The 15663-nt window shown below is 51.0% G+C and carries 16 protein-coding genes; 11 read left to right on the forward strand and 5 right to left on the reverse strand.

All coding sequences use genetic code 11. The features are described from left to right. Nucleotides 1-97 precede the first annotated feature (97 nt). Both IC803_RS04500 and IC803_RS04505 read left to right on the forward strand, forming a co-directional pair. Nucleotides 98-1408, forward strand: coding sequence for a DEAD/DEAH box helicase (locus tag IC803_RS04500; protein ID WP_081209572.1), 1311 nt, complete (start codon nucleotides 98-100; stop codon nucleotides 1406-1408). Between the two features lie 37 nt (nucleotides 1409-1445). Continuing rightward, nucleotides 1446-2345 (forward strand): deoxyribonuclease IV, encoded by a 900-nt coding sequence (locus IC803_RS04505; RefSeq protein ID WP_081209570.1) that lies wholly within the window; start codon nucleotides 1446-1448, stop codon nucleotides 2343-2345. Nucleotides 2346-2366: 21 nt separating this feature from the next. Here IC803_RS04505 and IC803_RS04510 read toward each other — a convergent pair whose 3' ends face one another. Beyond that, entirely contained in the window at nucleotides 2367-2627 is a 261-nt protein-coding gene (locus tag IC803_RS04510; RefSeq protein ID WP_081209568.1) for a DUF2624 domain-containing protein, read from the reverse strand. A gap of 98 nt (nucleotides 2628-2725) precedes the next feature. Between IC803_RS04510 and IC803_RS04515 the strand changes: the two genes are divergently transcribed. From IC803_RS04515 to IC803_RS04530, 4 genes are all read left to right on the forward strand, one after another. After that, nucleotides 2726-3607 (forward strand): YitT family protein, encoded by an 882-nt coding sequence (locus IC803_RS04515; protein ID WP_081209566.1) that lies wholly within the window; start codon nucleotides 2726-2728, stop codon nucleotides 3605-3607. A gap of 82 nt (nucleotides 3608-3689) precedes the next feature. Further along, a complete protein-coding gene (locus IC803_RS04520; protein ID WP_081209564.1) occupies nucleotides 3690-4445 on the forward strand; it encodes a metal ABC transporter ATP-binding protein in 756 nt (251 codons plus the stop codon). Between the two features lie 39 nt (nucleotides 4446-4484). After that, a complete protein-coding gene (locus IC803_RS04525; protein WP_081209562.1) occupies nucleotides 4485-5318 on the forward strand; it encodes a metal ABC transporter permease in 834 nt (277 codons plus the stop codon). A 2-nt stretch (nucleotides 5319-5320) separates the two neighbouring features. Continuing rightward, a complete protein-coding gene (locus IC803_RS04530) occupies nucleotides 5321-5746 on the forward strand; it encodes a Fur family transcriptional regulator (RefSeq protein ID WP_081209560.1) in 426 nt (141 codons plus the stop codon). 14 nt (nucleotides 5747-5760) lie between these two features. On the opposite strand, the gene IC803_RS04535 is transcribed toward IC803_RS04530, so the two are convergent. Beyond that, nucleotides 5761-6330, reverse strand: coding sequence for a hypothetical protein (locus IC803_RS04535; protein ID WP_081209558.1), 570 nt, complete (start codon nucleotides 6328-6330; stop codon nucleotides 5761-5763). A gap of 98 nt (nucleotides 6331-6428) precedes the next feature. Here IC803_RS04535 and IC803_RS04540 point away from each other — a divergent pair, with 98 nt between their 5' ends. After that, nucleotides 6429-6776: a hypothetical protein gene (locus IC803_RS04540; RefSeq protein WP_063165258.1), complete on the forward strand. Its 348-nt coding sequence runs from the start codon at nucleotides 6429-6431 to the stop codon at nucleotides 6774-6776. A gap of 66 nt (nucleotides 6777-6842) precedes the next feature. On the opposite strand, the gene ispG is transcribed toward IC803_RS04540, so the two are convergent. Then, nucleotides 6843-7967: a flavodoxin-dependent (E)-4-hydroxy-3-methylbut-2-enyl-diphosphate synthase gene (gene ispG, locus IC803_RS04545; protein WP_081209556.1), complete on the reverse strand. Its 1125-nt coding sequence runs from the start codon at nucleotides 7965-7967 to the stop codon at nucleotides 6843-6845. Nucleotides 7968-8049: 82 nt separating this feature from the next. Next, nucleotides 8050-8361 (reverse strand): LysM peptidoglycan-binding domain-containing protein, encoded by a 312-nt coding sequence (locus IC803_RS04550; protein ID WP_081209554.1) that lies wholly within the window; start codon nucleotides 8359-8361, stop codon nucleotides 8050-8052. A gap of 136 nt (nucleotides 8362-8497) precedes the next feature. On the opposite strand from IC803_RS04550, the gene IC803_RS04555 reads away from it, so the two are divergent. After that, the gene (locus tag IC803_RS04555; protein ID WP_158083292.1) at nucleotides 8498-10171 is read left to right on the forward strand and encodes a methyl-accepting chemotaxis protein; all 1674 of its coding nucleotides are present in this window, start codon (nucleotides 8498-8500) and stop codon (nucleotides 10169-10171) included. 26 nt (nucleotides 10172-10197) lie between these two features. On the opposite strand, the gene IC803_RS04560 is transcribed toward IC803_RS04555, so the two are convergent. Continuing rightward, nucleotides 10198-10974, reverse strand: a complete 777-nt coding sequence (locus IC803_RS04560; RefSeq protein ID WP_081209550.1) for a DUF1189 domain-containing protein — start codon at nucleotides 10972-10974, stop codon at nucleotides 10198-10200. 189 nt (nucleotides 10975-11163) lie between these two features. Between IC803_RS04560 and sodA the strand changes: the two genes are divergently transcribed. From sodA to IC803_RS04575, 3 genes are all read left to right on the forward strand, one after another. Then, a complete protein-coding gene (sodA, locus tag IC803_RS04565; protein ID WP_081209548.1) occupies nucleotides 11164-11778 on the forward strand; it encodes a superoxide dismutase SodA in 615 nt (204 codons plus the stop codon). Nucleotides 11779-11896: 118 nt separating this feature from the next. Further along, nucleotides 11897-13189, forward strand: coding sequence for an MFS transporter (locus tag IC803_RS04570; protein WP_081209546.1), 1293 nt, complete (start codon nucleotides 11897-11899; stop codon nucleotides 13187-13189). A gap of 76 nt (nucleotides 13190-13265) precedes the next feature. Further along, a complete protein-coding gene (locus IC803_RS04575; protein WP_081209544.1) occupies nucleotides 13266-15362 on the forward strand; it encodes a peptidoglycan D,D-transpeptidase FtsI family protein in 2097 nt (698 codons plus the stop codon). Nucleotides 15363-15663: the final 301 nt, after the last annotated feature.

The following is a 15663-nucleotide window of genomic DNA, read 5'->3' on the forward strand; positions in this document are numbered from 1 at the left end:
TTTTTCCATCGCCATCGTCTTTAGTTGCGGCGGGCCGCGAACATTCGCTATAATGATGAAGCGAACAAAGGGCGCAGATAGAAGGGAGTGGTGGTTGATGGCGAAGACGCAGTTTACCCGTTTTCCATTTCAGCCGTTTTTGATCGAGGCGATTCAAGCGCTTCGTTTTTATAAACCGACGGAAATTCAAGAGCGCATCATTCCGGGGGCGCTGCGCGGCGAGAGCATGGTCGGCCAGTCGCAGACCGGGACGGGAAAAACGCACGCCTATTTATTGCCGATCATCGAAAAGATCGACCCGGAGCGCGCTGAGGTGCAGGCGGTCATCACAGCGCCGACGCGTGAGTTGGCGACGCAAATTTACCATGAAACGTTAAAGATCACGAAATTTTGTCCGAAAGACCGGATGATCGTCGCCCGTTGTTTCATCGGCGGGACGGATAAGCAAAAGGCGCTCGAAAAGCTCCACGTGCAGCCCCACATTGTGATCGGCACGCCCGGACGCATTAACGATTTCATCCGCGAGCAGGCGCTTGATGTGCATACGGCGCGCATCCTTGTCGTCGATGAAGCTGATTTGATGCTTGATATGGGCTTTATCACTGATGTCGACCAAATCGCGGCCCGGATGCCGAAAGAGCTGCAAATGCTCGTCTTTTCGGCGACGATTCCGGAAAAGCTGAAGCCATTTTTGAAAAAATATATGGAAAATCCGACATTCGTCCAAGTCGAGCCGAAACAGGCGGCGAATGAAAACATTGAGCATGTGCTCATTCCACTGCGCGGGCGTGAAAAAGTCAAGCTGCTTTACGATGTGCTTGTCAGCTACCATCCGTATTTAGCCATTGTGTTCGTGAATACGAGAAAAAGGGCTGATGAAGTCGCCGATCTGCTTGCTGAACAAGGATTGAAAATCGGCGTGTTGCACGGTGATTTGACGCCGCGCGAGCGAAAAAAGATGATGGCCCAAATTCGCGATTTGGCGTTTCAATACGTGGTCGCCACTGACTTGGCCGCGCGCGGCATTGATATCGAAGGTGTCAGCCATGTCATCAACTACGAGCTGCCTGATGATTTGCAGTTTTACATTCACCGCGCTGGGCGGACGGCGCGCGCCGGCTATAGCGGCATTGCGGCGACCATTTACGAGCCGGCCGACCAAGATGCGATTGCCCGATTGGAAAAAATGGGGGTTTCATTTGTTCATCGCGATCTCGTGCGCGGCGAATGGAAGGAGCTGCCGCCTTGGAATCGGCGGGGCAAGCGGGCCGGTGAGAAGGAAGATGAACTCGCGCCGCTTGTCGCCAAGCTGAAAAAGGCGAAACAAGTCAAGCCGGGCTATAAGAAAAAGCTGCGCGCCGAGCTCGAGAGGAAGAAAAAGCGGCTTGACCGCTTCAAAAAATCGTAGCTTTCGCTGCGAATGGAAGGAAAAGGGAGAGAAGGACATGTTAAAAATTGGTTCACACGTCTCGATGAGCGGCAAAAAAATGCTGCTTGCCGCCAGCGAGGAGGCGGCATCGTACGGGGCGAACACGTTTATGATTTACACCGGGGCGCCGCAAAACACAAGGCGCAAAGCCATCGAGGAGCTGAATATTGAAGCCGGGCGCGAGCATATGAAGGCGCACGGCATTGCGGACATCGTCGTTCACGCTCCGTACATTATCAATATCGGCAACACGACAAATCCCGATACGTTTGCGCTTGGTGTTGGTTTTTTGCGCGCTGAAATTGAACGGACGGAAGCGATCGGGGCGAAGCAGCTTGTGCTGCACCCGGGCGCCCATGTCGGCGCCGGAGCGGAAGCTGGGATCCGGCAGATCATCCGCGGACTGAACGAAGTATTGACGCGCGAACAGACGGTCGAAATCGCTCTTGAAACGATGGCCGGAAAAGGATCGGAATGCGGGCGCACGTTTGAAGAACTGGCGTATATTATCGATGGCGTCGCTTATAATGACAAGCTGTCCGTCTGCTTTGACACATGCCATACGCATGACGCCGGCTATGACATTGTCAACGATTTTGACGGCGTCCTTGCCGAATTTGACCGGATCATCGGCCTTGAACGGCTGAAAGTGCTGCACATCAACGACAGCAAAAATCCGCGCGGCAGCCGAAAAGACCGCCATGAAAACATCGGTTTCGGCCATATCGGATTTCATGCGCTGAACTACATCGTCCATCACCCGCAGCTGGCGGACGTTCCAAAAATTTTAGAAACGCCGTATGTCGGAGAGGACAAAAATGATAAAAAACCGCCGTACAAGCATGAAATTGCTATGCTGCGGGCGCAGACATTCGATAATCAGCTGCTTGAAAAAATTGTTGCTGACGCGCAATAAAAAAGGGCGAAACGCCCTTTTTTACTTTTTTTGTACAAATTTTAAAAACAGTTCGTTCGCCTTTTTGGCAATCTCCGGCGAAGTGATTTTAGCCAGCTCGCGCACCCATTTTTTCCGCTCTTTGGGGTCGAAGACGTTAATGTCATTCGTCCGGGCAAGTTGAAGAATTTTTTTCGCCTGGTTGACCGTAATCGGCAAGTCGTAATCTTGGCTGTATGCAACGAGTTCTTCCGGGGTGATCGTTTTTAACTTTTGTTTCACGAGCTGTTGGTAAAAGTTCATGGCAGCCCCCTCCTTGTTTCTGTTCCATCATATGATGTGAATAGAAAAGGGGTGTATGGTATAATGGAAATGAAAGTAAAGAAGGAAAGGGTGGGATTTTGACGCCAAAGCAGCATAAAAAAGAACCGTTGAAGCGCGTGTTGTACCGGGTGCTGATGATCGCTATGGGGGCTTCCTTGGCGGCGTTTGCCATCGAGCGGCTGCTCGTTCCGAATAAAATGATCGATGGCGGCATTATCGGTGTATCCCTTATTTTGGATTATTTAATTCCAGATGAATGGCGGCTGCTCAACTTTGCCACGCTCGTCATCCTCTTAAACGCCCCGTTTATGTATTTTGGCTATAAGCACATCGGCAAAACGTTTATGCTGTCAACGATTTTAGGTGTTGTCATTCTCGGTGTCACCGAACGGCTGTTTCATCATTTTTCCCCGCTGACGACCGAGCCGATTTTGGCGACTGTCTTTGGCGGCTTGGCGCTCGGGCTTGGCGTCGGGCTTGTCATTCGCCATGGCGGGTCGCTTGATGGGACAGAAATTTTAGGCCTCTTACTGACAAAGAAAATTCCGTTTTCCGTCGGCGAGTTCGTCATGTTTGTCAACGTGTTTATTTTCGGCTGGGCGGCGTTTGTGCTTGGGATCGAGCCGGCAATGTATTCGGTGATGACGTACTACATCGCCTCCAAGACGATCGATGCGGTGATTGAAGGGCTCGATGAGACGCGGGCGGCCTTTATTGTCACTGATTTTTATGAAGAAGTTTCTGATGCCATTTTGCACCGCCTCGGCCGCGGGACGACGAAGCTGCTTGGCAAAGGCGGCTATACGGACGAGCAAAAAGAAATCATTTATGCTGTCGTTACGCGTCTGGAAGTGACCAAGCTGAAATCGATCGTTAATGAAATCGACCCGAATGCGTTCATTACCATTATGGCGACGCATGAGGTGCTCGGGGCCCGTTTCAAATCGGCGATTCATTGAGGTTTACAAAATGGGCGGGATCGGCTATACTTGCACATGGACATAAATCGTAACGATTCTGAATTATCAAAGGAGAACGGCCATGGAAAACAGGCTTGTCGTGCAAGTCGAGGATGTATCATATCGCTATGAAAAAGAAGAAGTGCTCGAGCACGTCAATTTGGCGGTGCCAAAAGGAGCGTTTTTAGGGCTGGTTGGCCCGAATGGCTCTGGGAAGTCAACGCTCTTAAAATGCGTGCTCGGCTTGTTAAAACCGAACCGCGGCCGCATCTCGCTGTTCGGCGAGCCGATCGAGTCGTTCCGCGAATGGCATCGGATCGGCTTTGTGTCGCAAAAAGCGAACAGCTTTAACCGCGGGTTCCCAGCGACCGTCGAGGAAGTGGCGATGAGCGGATTGACGGCCAAACGCGGCTTATTTCGCCTATTGACGAAAGAAGACCGCCGCGCGGTTGAGGCGGCGTTGGAGGCGGTCGGTTTGCGCGGCTTGGCGAAGCGCAATATCGGCGAGTTGTCCGGCGGCCAGCAGCAGCGGGTGTTTATCGCCCGCGCTTTGGCGAGCAAGCCGGATCTGTTGATTTTAGACGAGCCGACCGTCGGCGTTGACGCCCGCCATGTGCACGAGTTTTATGAGCTGCTCGGTGATTTGAACCGCCGCGGCTTGACGCTTGTGCTCGTGACGCACGACATTGGGACGATCACGGATCGGGTAACCCATATCGCCTGCTTAAACAAGCGCCTCTATTTCCACGGAAACGTGAAAGAGTTCGAACGGCTTGGCGACGAGGAGATTTCACGGTTTTACGGCCATTCGCTTCACGTTCTCTCCCACCAACATTAACGGGCGGAACATAAACGGTTGATTGTGGAGGAATGACATGTGTGGGAAGCCATTTGGCAATATGAATTTTTGCGCAATGCGTTTTTGGCCGGCATTTTGACCGGATTTGCCGCGCCGCTGCTTGGAGTGTTTATCGTTGTTCGGCGCCTGTCGCTCATCGCTGATGCACTGAGCCATGTGACGCTTGCTGGCATCGCTGCTGGGCTGCTGCTCGGTTCAGCGGTGCCGGCCGCCGGATGGAATCCGCTTTACATCGGGATGGGCTTTTCCGTTGCCGGTTCGCTGCTCATTGAGAAGTTGCGCGCGGTTTACCGCCATTATGAGGAACTCGCGATTCCGATTATTTTATCGGCCGGCATTGGCTTAAGTGTTATTTTGATTTCCATCGCTAATGGGTTTAACACCGATTTGTTTTCGTATTTGTTCGGCAGCGTCAGCGCCGTAAGCGGCGCCGACGTTTGGGCGGCGTTCGCCGTCGCTGTAATTGCTGCCGCTATCATTTTCGCATTTTACAAGGAGCTGTTTCTCCTTTCATTTGATGAGGAGTACGCCCGCGTCTCCGGCGTTCGCGCCAAGTTCATTCACTTTTTGTTTATTGTGCTCGTCGCCCTTGTCATCGCGGCATCCATGCGCATCGTCGGCGTGTTGCTCGTTTCTTCGCTGATGACGTTGCCGGTGGCGGCAAGCATTCGCATCGCCAAAAGTTTTAAACAGGCGATCGCATTTTCCATTTTCTTCGGGGAGCTGGCGGTCATCGCCGGGCTTTTGGCAGCGTATGAGCTCGATTGGGCGCCGGGCGGGACGATCGTCGTGCTGGCGGTCGCCATTTTGCTTCTCGTATTAGGATGGAAAAAATGGAAAAGGGGACGGTAATGATGAATATCGGCGAAGCGTTGCAGCTGATGAAAGAAAAGGGATTTAAATATACCGAAAAACGGAGACAAATGCTCGAGCTGTTTGCCGACCGCGATAAATATTTGACGGCGAAGGAAGTGCTCGAAGCGCTTCGCCCTGCGTATCCAGGCTTAAGCTTTGACACCGTATACCGCAATTTATCGCTCTTCGCTGCACTCGGCATTTTAGAAATGACCGAGCTGTCCGGGGAGAAGCATTTCCGCTTTGCCTGTGATGCCCGCCGCCATCACCACCATTTTATTTGCGTCCAGTGCGGGAAAACAAAGGAAATTGACGCTTGCCCGATGGACAGGCTCGGCCCAGAGCTCGACGGTTATGAGATTGCTGACCATAAATTTGAAATTTACGGCACATGTCCGCAATGTCAAAAGCATCTCCCGGTATAAAGCGGGAGATGTTTTTATGGCTGTAGACGCCGCTCCACTTCCCGTTTTGCTTCCAGCCAGTTTTTGACGCGGATGACGTTCTCCGGCAACGGCCCTTGGTTGTACGGCGTGTCGAATAAAATAACCGGGATATTGCATTGTTCGCCGATGGCGCAGGCGTTGTCGTATTTATCCTCAAAAAAAGCAGCGAGCTGGTAGCGGCGGATGGCGGCGATTTTATCATGCGACCCGATCAGCTCAATATGGTGGTAATGAACGCCATGCCGCTGAAACCAGCGCTCGGTGAGCTCGTACAAATGGCGGCCGCGGGCGCTAATGTAAAACAACTCGTATTTGTCTTTCCAGCTGTCGATCACCTCAAGCGCATAGCGGGCAAGCGGAGCGCGCTCATAAATGGCGGCTTCGTTTTCTTCGAGCCAACGGTCCATTTCTTCTTCCGTTACCCCGTACAGCGGTGCCAAATTGTACTGTGTAATGTCGCCTAATGTGAGCGGTTTGCCAAATGCCTCGTTTAAGTATGGAATGAATGTGCTCGGACATGTGACGGTGCCATCGATGTCAATACCGAGACGTTGCCGCTTCATCGCCAGATCCCCCCTTTTAGAAAATATTCACAATGATAAAATGGCGTCGGTTTCCCATACTAATAATGCTCCTTACTTTAGGAAAGCGAGGGAAGCATATGGCAGACAACCGTGAGCGCACGTATAACGAGAGTTACGTGCAATCGATCGGAAAAGAGGAACCAGAACGCAATTTCATGGAAGAAACAGCGGCGGAGGTCGCTGAGCCGATCCGCCGCCGCGAAGAGCGGGACGAAGAACGCGCAGGCGGCGCCGGGCTTGGGTGGCTCGCTTTGGCGTTGTCCATCATCGCCCTGTTTATTTGGCCGATTTTGTTAGGGGCAGCCGGCATTATTGTCGGTTTTATCGCGCGCCGGCGCGGAGCGGAAACGCTCGGGGCGTGGGCCATCGGGATCGGCGTCATTGCGATTCTCGTTCGCTTGTTTATTATGCCGTTTTACACGTAGAAAAAGCGAGGGTGTCCCCAAGCAGGGGACGCCCTTTTTCGTGCTGGTCTGTCGGCCGCGCTTCGATTACTCTAGACCGCCACCTTTCAGAGCAGCTTCTTTTTCCTTTTGTTTCGCAAAATATTCTTCGGCCAGCTTGTCGACTTCTTTCTTCAGTTCTTCGACCATCTGCTCTTCCGGCACTTTGCGGACAATTTTGCCGTGGCGGAACAACAGACCCTCGCCGCGGGCGCCGGCAATGCCGATATCGGCTTCGCGCGCTTCGCCCGGTCCGTTGACGGCGCAGCCGAGCACGGCGACTTTGATCGGTGCCTTAATTTTGGCGATATAGTCCTCGATTTCATTGGCGATGCTGATCAAGTCGATCTCAATCCGCCCGCACGTCGGGCAGGAAATGAGCGTCGCTGCATTGGAGGCGAGCCCGAACGTTTTTAAAATTTCGCGCGCCACTTTCACCTCTTCAACCGGATCGGCGCTTAAGGAAACGCGGATCGTATTGCCGATGCCTTTGCTTAAAATGGCACCGAGTCCGACTGCGCTTTTAATCGTGCCGGAAAAGAGCGTCCCGGCTTCGGTAATGCCGACGTGAAGCGGGTAGTCAAACGTGCGCGCCGCTTTTTCATACGCTTCAATGGCGAGACGGACATCGGACGCTTTTAACGAAACGATAATATCGTGAAAATCGAGCTCCTCCAAAATGCGGATATGGTACAAGGCGCTCTCGACCATGCCGTCGGCGGTCGGATATCCGTATTTCTCTAAAATGCGTTTCTCAAGCGACCCGGCGTTGACGCCGATGCGGATCGGCACGCCGCGTTCTTTCGCGGCTTTGACGACCACTTCCACCTTCTCGCGGCGCCCGATATTGCCCGGGTTGATGCGGATTTTATCGACGCCGCCTTCAATCGCTTTTAACGCCAATTTATAGTCAAAGTGGATGTCGGCGACAAGCGGGATGTTGATTCGCCTCTTAATTTCCGGTATGGCGTCAGCGGCCCGTTCGTCCGGACAGGCGACGCGGACGACTTGGCAGCCCGCCTCCTCAAGCCGGTGAATTTGGGCCACAGTCGCGTCGACATCGTGCGTTTTTGTCGTTGTCATGCTTTGGATGACGACTTCGTTGCTGCCGCCGATCGTCAGCGGCCCGACGCGGACTGGCCGCGTTTTTGAACGATGGATGATTTCACTCACGGAAATTCGCTCCTTTAAAAACGAGTGCTTTTCTGCACTAAGTTTATCAATAGTGATGGGCATTGACAAGAAATTCGCGCGGTTATTTTTCGTACACCGGGATTTTGTATGTTTTTCCAATTTGAAGGGCATCTGCTTTTGCTTCCGGATTTAGTTTTTCAAAGTCGCGAATCAATGTCTCAATGGAAACGGGAAGCGGCCCTTGCTGTTCGCGTTCGGCAATGGATAACAGTGTGTCGCCAGCTTTGATTTTGATCACCTTATAAGCGGGAATGCCTATGTTCTCTCGAACAACCGGTGTCTTCGATGATGCCGGAAGTGTTCCGACGGTTAAATCTTCGTACGCGATATAGCCGACAAGGAAGGCGATGAGCAATAAAAACCACTTTTTCATTGTACCCCTCATTGCGTTTTTTATGAAATGTATGCTTGTCCGCCCAAAATATGAGAACAATTCCATAAAACATAACAAACTATTTATACGTTCTTAATATTGGATTGACATAATGGGGATGGAGAGGGGGACAATCATGAGAAAGACATTTGGAAAGATAAGGCTGCAAAGTCAGCTGATGATTCTATTTGTCGGTATTTTGACCGCCACAGTCGGAACAGTTGGCGTAATATCGTATGTAAAAGCCAAACATGAAATGATGCTGGCGATTGAACACCGCCTTCAGCGAGAAACCGATATAATGTATGAATTGGCTCAGCAGTTTTTGTTTATGTACGTAGGAGATCAGAAGCGGTTTATGGAACGGGTGAATACAAGCGTCCGCAAGCAACAGGCAGAACTGATGCAGGACGGAATACCAGCCGAATTTTTTCTCGTTACTGAAACGGCCCATCCGTTCCACGTAAATCGGCGTTCGCGTCTTGTGTTTTCAGAAATGCTCATCGAACGCATCAAAAAAGAAAAGAACGGCATTTCTTATACAGTTATAAATGGGAATGATTATACGCTTGTTTATCGAAGCATACAGGAGTTAAAAGGAGTTTACGTCATTGTTGTGCCTACCAGTTCATACATGAACGCCATCCACCAAATGGCTGTTTTCATTTTTACGGCAACGCTCATCGGTGCATGCGCTGCTTCGCTCCTAATTGTCGCGTTTGTACGCACGTTGACAGCACCGATCATCCGGCTTCAGGAAGCGATGAAAAAGGTAGCCGGTGGCGACTTGAGCCCTAGCCCGCTCATTGTTTCCCGAACGCGGGAAATCCAATCATTGGTTGGCAGTTTTCAGCAGATGGTTCAAAATATGAGGGAGATGATGTATCATATATGCGTTACAACGGAGCAGTTGGCAGATAAAGGGGAACAATTAAAAACAGTGTCTAAAAAAACGATGCAAAGCAATGAGAAATTGATGGGGACAATTGGAATTGTCAAGCAAGGAGCTGAAGAAACCGCTTCTTCCTCCGATTTAACGATTGCTTTTTTTCAACAAATGAAAGAAGACATTATGCAGGTCACGAAACAGATGGAAATGATCGAGGAAAGCTCGCAATATATGAATACAGCCGCCCTTGAGGGAGGGAGACAAACGAAACAAATGACTCAGTTGGTTCAGGCGTTTGAACACGAATTTGCCAAAATGGCGGAAGCGGTAAGAGAGGTCGAGAATTACTCATCATTGGTTGTCACGGTCGTGCAAGTCATTCGTGATATCGCTGAGCAAACAAAATATCTTTCTTTGAACGCGACGATTGAGGCGGCAAGAGCGGGAGAGGCCGGAAAAGGATTTGCTGTGGTGGCCAAGGAAGTGAGATCATTAGCGGAACAGTCCGGGAAAGCAGCTGAATCGGTCGCCAAAACAATGACGGAGATGGTGGAAGTTATTATAAAAGCTTCTAAGCAATGCACTGACGTTTCAGGACGTTTTTCTGACTACATACAGGCATCTTATCAATCCCAAAACGCTCTTGATGAACTGCTAAAAGAAATTGCTGTTGTTACAGAGAATATTGAAAAAATGAAGCGAAGCATGGTTGAGCTGGCCCAATCAATTCCGGCTATAGAGCACGCGACGGTTTCGTTTGTATCAACGGCCCAACAAACGCTGGCAAGCGCCGAACAAATGCTGTATTCTTCTCGTGCCCAAACAATGGAAATGAAAACGATGCATGCGATCGGGTTCGAAATCATTGAGCTCGGTCAAACGTTGAGGAAACGTGTTGAACGGTTTGAAATGAGCGGATAAAAAAGCCGCCCAACATCTCTTGGCGGCTAGTCATTGCGTTGGGCGGCTGCAGGGACTTCTTTGACTGCTAAGAAAAAGACGGCGAGCGAAACGAACCAATGGATAAAGGTGCTGTACGGGACGATCGTTTGGACTGTCTCCATTAAAGCAAAAAAGACAGTCGACAGCGTAATCGCATAAGCCGACATGATCCATGTATGACGGTAGCGAAGCTTTTTGTCTAACATGCCGGCAAACATGAGGCCAAAAAAAGCGAGCAAGCAAACGCTGACGAATTTTCCCGCGCAAGCGAGCACATATAAAACAAGCCCGAAAAGCGGAATAAGAACGGGGAGAAGCGACTGCAAGCTGGCAATAAACGCGCGCACGTCCTCGTCCGTGATGGTCACGTCCGGAAACGTGGCATAGCTGTAGTGCTGCGCCTGATAGCCGGCGACGAGCACAGCCTCATGTTTCAACAAGGCGATGGCGTTCGGCAGCCGTTCTACCTCCCGTCTCGTCACCTTACCCGTGCTGTCAAAAATGATCGTAAATCCACCCTGGTCAATATGAATCGGTTCAGCCGCTTCTGAGCGAAGCTCGCCGTTTTCAATCGAAAAGGGCGGGAGGTCGTTACGCAACAAAGCGCTTGTCGTGCGGATGCTCTCAGCTAGCGACGTTGAAGCATAGTAAAAAGTCGGGAGAACGGATAAAAGCGTCAGCAAAAACAAATAGCCAATTGTTTTTCCAATTCCTTGAAATCGAAAACGGGCGATGTCTTTGGGGGAATATAGGCTTTTCCATAGTTGGACGAATACATTCATCATGGCCACACCTTTCTTTTTCTCCATTTCCATTGTATATGCCGGAACAGGCGAATTCAACTGTGATCGTTTCCTGTTCATTGGCGGACAGGCAAATTCATTGAAACATTGTGGCAATTTTGGTAAGCTAATTTTACACGGACGGCTTTGCGTCCGCATTACATATACGAACAAAAGGAGGAGATTTGTATGCCATTTGAACTGCCGGCATTGCCGTATGCGTACGATGCGCTCGAGCCGCATATCGACAAAGAAACGATGAACATCCACCACACGAAGCACCATAACACATACGTGACGAACTTAAATGCGGCGCTTGAAGGGCATGCTGATTTGCAAAACAAATCGTTGGAAGAGTTGCTCAGCAATTTGGAAGCCCTTCCGGAAAGCATTCGCACCGCAGTGCGCAACAACGGCGGCGGCCATGCGAACCATTCGCTCTTCTGGACGATTTTATCGCCAAACGGCGGCGGCGAGCCGACAGGTGAGCTGGCTGAAGCGATCAACCAAAAATTCGGCAGCTTTGCGGCGTTTAAAGACGAGTTTTCGAAAGCAGCGGCTGGCCGTTTCGGCTCCGGCTGGGCGTGGCTTGTCGTCAACAACGGCGAGCTGGAAATTACGAGCACGCCGAACCAAGACTCGCCGATCATGGAAGGCAAAACGCCGATCCTTGGCTTGGACGTTTGGGAGCATGCGTACTACTTGAAATACCAAAACCGCCGTCCGGAATACATCGCGGCGTTCTGGAACGTCGTCAACTGGGATGAAGTCGCGAAACGATACAGCGAAGCAAAAGCAAAATAAGTAAAGCCATAACGAAAAAACGGGGCAAGTGATTCGCCCCGTTTTTTCATTGGTCTAAAGGTGCATAGCGGCAGCGGAAATGGCTACACTACCGGATAGATGAAAAGGGGAGTTTACGATGTCATTATTCGAAAAATTGACTGGCCAAGAACGGATGGATCGCGATTTGCTGCTGCTTCTTTGCATCGGCGGGTTTTATGCGCTTGCTGTCTCGCTGTCCAATACGTTTGTCAACATTTATTTATGGAAACAGACCGGTGACTTTCGCGACTTGGCGCTGTATAATTTGGCGGTCGTCACCATGCAGCCGCTGACGTTTCTATTCGCCGGCCGGCTGGCGAAACAAATTGACCGCATTCTTATCCTGCGGCTCGGGGTGTCGTGTTTAGCCGTTTTTTTTGTCACTGTTTTGTTCGTCGGTCCCCGAGCCCATCAATATTTGCTCGTTCTCGGCGCGCTGTTGGGGGTTGGCTATGGCTTTTATTGGTTGGCGTTTAACGTGTTGACGTTTGAAATTACGGAACCGGAAACGCGCGACTTTTTTAACGGTTTTTTCGGAGTGCTCACATCGTCAGCCGGCATGATCGGACCGATTGTCGCCGGCTATATGATTTCATCGCTCGCCGGCCTAAAAGGGTATACGCTCGTTTTCTCGCTGTCGCTTGGCTTGTTTATTGTCGCCGTGCTGCTCAGCTTCTTTCTCAAGCGCCGTACAGCGGCGGGAAAATACTTATTTCTTCGCATTTTAAAGGAACGGAACCAAAATGAGAATTGGCGGTTGATTACGAACGCTCATTTTTTTCAAGGACTGCGTGAAGGGTCGTTTGTGTTTGTCATTTCGGTGTTGGTGTATGTCACCTCAAACAGTGAATGGGCGCTCGGCAAGTACGGGCTCGTCAATTCATTTACATCGTTTGTCGCCTACTATGCAGTTTCCCGGCTGATGAGGCAGGAATATCGGATGAAAGCCATTTTATTGGGAGGACTGTTGCTCTATGCGGCCATTTTTCTCATTGTCCTTCAGCCGTCTTACCCCCGTTTGATTGTTTATGCCGTCACGATCGCCGTCGCTTACCCGATTTTGCTCGTTCCGTACTCCTCATTAACGTTTGATGTAATCGGGAGGAGCTGGAAATCGGCAGAGGCGCGCGTTGAGTATATTGTCGTCCGCGAGCTGTTTTTAAACGCCGGGCGGATGGCATCGATTTTAGCCTTTTTGGCGGCGGTGACATTGTTTGGGGAAAAGATGGGCATTCGTATGCTCATGTTTGTATGCGGGGCTGGACATCTGGTGATTTACTGGTTCGTCCGCCGCATTCGTTTCACGGATGGCCGCCCGGAACGGGACCGGCCGGAGACGCTCTTGTTTCGGACGAAGCTGGCCGGTGAACGGGGCGGCTCATCGGTGTAAAAAGTTGTCCATGTTTTTCCCTAGCCTTGCCTGCCTTTTTCTTTTACAATAGGGGGAGGGAAAGGAGGACCGGGGGATGAAACGGAAGAAGCGGGCGCAAGTGCCGATCCGGTTAAACATTTTGTTTTTCTTTGTCTTTTTATTGTTTTCAGTGCTTATTTTGCGCTTGGGCGTTGTGCAAATTGTGTACGGAGAGGACTATCGCCGCGAAGTGGAACGGACGCAGGATGAAGTTGTCAGCACGCCGGTGCCGCGCGGCAAAATTTTCGACCGGTTTGGCCAAGTGATCGTCGACAATACACCACAAAAGGCGATTACGTATACGCGCTCAAAAACGACTCAACCAGAAGAAATATTGGAAGTGGCAAGGAAGCTCGCTCAATATATTGATATTCCGGATGCCGAAAAAAAAGTGACCGAACGCGATATGAAAGACTATTGGATTTTGACGCGCCCGGACGAGGCGAAAAAGAAAGTGAGCGAACGAGAACGGAAAACGCTCGCTGATCAAGGCTTGACGCAAAAAGAAATTGACAAAAAAGTATATGAGTGGACGCTCGACCGCATTACAGAGAAGGACTTGGCGCAAATTTCGCCGGCAGAGCTTGAAGTGATTGCCATTAAGCGTGAGATGGAAAGCGGCTATGCGCTGACGCCGCAGACGGTGAAAAGCAAAGGCGTGACTGACCGCGAATATGCGGTCGTCAGCGAACACTTAAGCGAGCTGCCCGGTGTCAACACGACCGTTGATTGGGACCGGAAATACGTCTACGACAACACGTTCCGCTCCGTGCTCGGGAGCGTGACGGAAGAAGATGAGGGCGTCCCGCGCGAGCGGCTCGACCACTTTTTAGCCCGCGACTACAGCCGCAACGACCGCGTCGGCAAAAGTTATTTGGAGATGCAGTATGAAGAAGTGCTCCACGGCAAAAAGGCGAAAGTGAAAAACATCGTGGACAAATCAGGCAACGTCGTCTCGGTTGAGCAAGTGTATCCGGGCGAGCGCGGCAAAGATCTCGTTTTGACGGTCGATGCCGAACTGCAACAACAAGTCGAGCAAATTATTGAGCAGGAGATTTTGGCCACGAAGCGCAAAGGCCGCTCCCCGCTCTTGGACCGGGCGTTCGTCGTTATGATGAATCCAAAAACGGGCGAAGTATTGGCGATGGCCGGAAAGCTCCTTCGGGACGGCGAGTTTGTCGACTTTGCCATCGGCAACATCACATCGGCTTACGCGATGGGGTCGGCGGTGAAAGGGGCAACGGTGCTCACCGGCTTCCAAACCGGGGTGCTCCATCCGAATACGTATATTAAGGATGAGCCGCTCTATATCGCGGGAACTCCAGTGAAAAAATCATGGAAAACGATGGGGACGATCAACGAGCTGACCGCGCTTAAACAATCATCGAACGTCTATATGTTCAAAACCGCTATCGCCATCGGCGGTGGCGTATACCGTCCGCATCGGCCGCTTGACATCAATCCGGCGGCGTTTACGACGATGCGCCATTATTTCAGCCAATTCGGGTTGGGCGTGAAAACCGGCATCGACTTGCCGAACGAATTGGGCGGTTTCCAAGGCCAAAGTATGCGCGGCGGGTTTTTGCTTGACTTGGCGATCGGCCAGTACGACATGTATACGCCGATGCAGCTGGCGCAATACGTTTCGACGATCGCCAACGGCGGCTACCGGATGAAGCCGCTTTTGGTCAAAGAAATCCGCGAGCCGTCCGTTGACGGAAAAGAGCCTGGCCGGATCATTCGGCGGTTTGAGCCGGTCGTTTTAAACCGCGTCGATATGAAAACCGAGTACATTCAACGGGTGCAGGAAGGATTTCGCCGCGTCATGCAAGAGCCGGGGGGGACGGCGTATTCGTATTTTGCCAATGCCCCGTACAATCCGGCCGGTAAAACAGGGACGGCCGAAGCGTTTTATGACGGACCGACCCAAAGCCGGCGGAATGATCCAACGTACAACTTGACGCTTATTGGCTATGCGCCGTATAACGATCCGCAAGTATCGTTCGTGGTCGTTGTCCCATGGGCGACGCAAGGGGAAAGCGACGGCATTAACAACCGCATCGGCCGCCGCGTTTTAGATGCGTATTTTGAATTGAAGGCAAAGAGGGTAAATGGAGAGAAGGCAGCCGCACAAACAAGCGGGCAACAATAAACGAAGCTGATTCAACAGGCGCTTTCCCTGTTGAATCAGCCTTTTTATTGAATAAAACAAAGATGAATAAGCAAATAATAAATACATCTAGCCGGCTATTTAATTTCTGGGTGCTGTCAATTTAAGTCCATTGTTTCATAAATAAAGAAGCTCCTTTTTTATTTTTATGGGTGGCCAGTTGTCCAAGCCGGACAATAATGCGGCCAGAATGTTTACACAATCTTAACATTTCGTTTAAACCTCGTTAATAGCCGTCCTTTATGATAGGACATGTAGGAGAAAATGAAATGGGTAGGGGGAA

Origin of the sequence: Geobacillus sp. 46C-IIa, assembly GCF_014679505.1 — a bacterium.
Classification (GTDB): Bacteria; Bacillota; Bacilli; order Bacillales; family Anoxybacillaceae; genus Geobacillus.

Coding starts and splice junctions, on each gene's coding strand:
- IC803_RS04500 (WP_081209572.1), top strand. CDS start 98: ATGGCGAAGACGCAGTTTACCCGTTTTCCATTTCAGCCGTTTTTGATC.
- IC803_RS04505 (WP_081209570.1), top strand. CDS start 1,446: ATGTTAAAAATTGGTTCACACGTCTCGATGAGCGGCAAAAAAATGCTG.
- IC803_RS04510 (WP_081209568.1), bottom strand. CDS start 2,627: ATGAACTTTTACCAACAGCTCGTGAAACAAAAGTTAAAAACGATCACC.
- IC803_RS04520 (WP_081209564.1), top strand. CDS start 3,690: ATGGAAAACAGGCTTGTCGTGCAAGTCGAGGATGTATCATATCGCTAT.
- IC803_RS04530 (WP_081209560.1), top strand. CDS start 5,321: ATGAATATCGGCGAAGCGTTGCAGCTGATGAAAGAAAAGGGATTTAAA.
- IC803_RS04535 (WP_081209558.1), bottom strand. CDS start 6,330: ATGAAGCGGCAACGTCTCGGTATTGACATCGATGGCACCGTCACATGT.
- IC803_RS04540 (WP_063165258.1), top strand. CDS start 6,429: ATGGCAGACAACCGTGAGCGCACGTATAACGAGAGTTACGTGCAATCG.
- IC803_RS04550 (WP_081209554.1), bottom strand. CDS start 8,361: ATGAAAAAGTGGTTTTTATTGCTCATCGCCTTCCTTGTCGGCTATATC.
- IC803_RS04555 (WP_158083292.1), top strand. CDS start 8,498: ATGAGAAAGACATTTGGAAAGATAAGGCTGCAAAGTCAGCTGATGATT.
- IC803_RS04560 (WP_081209550.1), bottom strand. CDS start 10,974: ATGAATGTATTCGTCCAACTATGGAAAAGCCTATATTCCCCCAAAGAC.
- sodA (WP_081209548.1), top strand. CDS start 11,164: ATGCCATTTGAACTGCCGGCATTGCCGTATGCGTACGATGCGCTCGAG.
- IC803_RS04570 (WP_081209546.1), top strand. CDS start 11,897: ATGTCATTATTCGAAAAATTGACTGGCCAAGAACGGATGGATCGCGAT.
- IC803_RS04575 (WP_081209544.1), top strand. CDS start 13,266: ATGAAACGGAAGAAGCGGGCGCAAGTGCCGATCCGGTTAAACATTTTG.